The organism is Streptococcus sp. ACS2 (genome assembly GCF_000525585.1).
Taxonomy (GTDB): domain Bacteria; phylum Bacillota; class Bacilli; order Lactobacillales; family Streptococcaceae; genus Streptococcus.
This window is the reverse complement of sequence record NZ_JALT01000023.1, coordinates 1-2071: the sequence shown is the minus strand read 5'-3', so window position 1 is coordinate 2071 and position 2071 is coordinate 1. Positions and strand designations below refer to the sequence as shown.

The 2071-nt window shown below is 39.9% G+C and carries 1 protein-coding gene; it reads left to right on the top strand.

Annotation, left to right across the window (positions count from 1 at the left end; genetic code table 11):
* A partial coding sequence (locus tag HMPREF1517_RS04455; protein WP_051411997.1) for a glucosyl transferase occupies window positions 1-2071 on the top strand: 2071 nt, incomplete at both ends.

The window sequence follows — 2071 nt, the reverse complement described above, 5'->3', positions numbered from 1 at the left end:
GAAACACCAGTGGTCACCTCTGAAGGGGCTTCAACAGAAACTATTTCTGAAAAACCAAGCTCTGAAGTCACAAGTACAGCTAGTTCGGAAGCATCTAATTCTGAAACTACACATTCTGAGGTAAGTGCAACGACTAGTGAAAGTGTTACAGCTGAGAATTCGTCACCAACAACTAGTGATACTGATACCCCTAATTCTCAAGTTCCCTCTGCTGAAAAGAATATCACGGGTGGTCAATGGTATAGTGATGAACAAGGCAATTGGCATTACAAAAAAGATGACAAGGATCTGACAGGTCCAAACCTAATTGATGGACAGCATGTCTATTTTGACAAGGATGGTAAACAGGTCAAAGGAAACTTTGCCCAAGATGGACATTATTATGATGGTGAACTTGGACATCTAACAACTGAATCTTTTGTTACTACTGGCGATAACCACTGGTATTATGTAGATAAGACAGGTGAAAAAGTGACTGGCCTTCAAGAAATTGGAGACAAAACTTACCACTTTAATGACAAGGGGCTTCAAACAAAAGGGCAAAGAGTGGTTGTTGATGGAAAAGGATATTATTTCCATCCTGAAAATGGCGAACTTTGGAATAATAAGATTGCCCTCTACCATAGTACTCGCTACATTAACGGAACCAGCGACGACATTTATTACTACTATGACAATGACGGTAATATTTACACTGGCCCTAAAACCATCGACGGTAAAGAGTACTACTTCCAACCAGACATGGTCTATTATTCTAAATTCAAGAATCCTGATGGTACTGAAAGTTATTACAATGAACAGGGACAAAAAGTCTATAATGGCTGGGGTAAAATCAGATACATGTACCTGAGAGGATACCTCTGGACACCTTCTGTTTATGCTGATGAAAATGGACATGTTGTCCATGGATTCAAGCGAATTAATGGACAACTCTACTATTTTGATGAATCTGGTTCACTAAGAGATGATGTCCCTGGCAGCCCAAACCCACTGTTCCAAGTTGATGGAAACTGGTACTATGCTCAGTTTTCTAAATACATTAACGGCGTAAGAGGTGCTATCCTCACCAATGCTTTCACTTTTATTGCTGTAGATGATAGATACCCAACATCAATTGCAGATGAAAATGGTAAATTGACTCCAGTTACAGCCAAAAATAGTTATGTTACTGCTGGAGGTAAATGGTACTATGTTGATAAATCTAGTTATCCTTTAAAGGGCGAACAAGTGATAGATTATGTCAATGTCTACTTCCGTGATGACTATTCTCAAGTTAAAGGTGACTTTGCGCCAAACGGCCATTATTATGATAAAGATAGTGGAGCCCTCGTTACCAACCGTTATGTCGAAAAAGATGGCAAGTGGTACTATGTCAATGATAAGGGCGATAAATTAATTGGTGCTCAAACTATAGATGGTGTAGAAGTCTATTTTGATAAAGACGGTGTCCAAGCCAAAGGTATTTTTGCCAATGCTGATCATTTTTATGACAAAGACACAGGTGCTGCTGTCCGAGACCAAATCGTCGAAGTCGATGGCAAACGCTATTATGTTGGTCAAGATGGTAGAAAAGTTTACTCAGGAACACATATTGTTCATGGTGAAGAAGTGAATCTTATCGTTGGAGATGGTCATCAAGGCTTCGGAGAATTCACATACTACGCAGATAGTGGAGACTATATCGGATTTGATGGTAAAAAGGTTACAAAAGCTGGTTTCGTTAAAACCAAAGATAATCACTGGTATTATTTAGACGGTAAGGGAAACAAATTAGTCTCCGTTCAAGTTATCGATGGCGAACTCTACTACTTTGGACTTCCTACTCGTAAATACTACTACGGAATGCAAAGTAGAGGTGAGCTCATCTATGCGTATTACAGTGATACTATCCCTAACAGCAGCCACATCTACTATCTGGATGAAGCAACAGGCGCTGCTCTTAAAAATCAGTACCATGAATGGGAAGGTAGTTGGTATTACTTTGGTCCAAACTGGTACGCCTTGACCGGTGAACAAACCATTGACAATGTCCCAGTCTACTTCCACAGTAACGGTAAACAAGCCAAAGGTG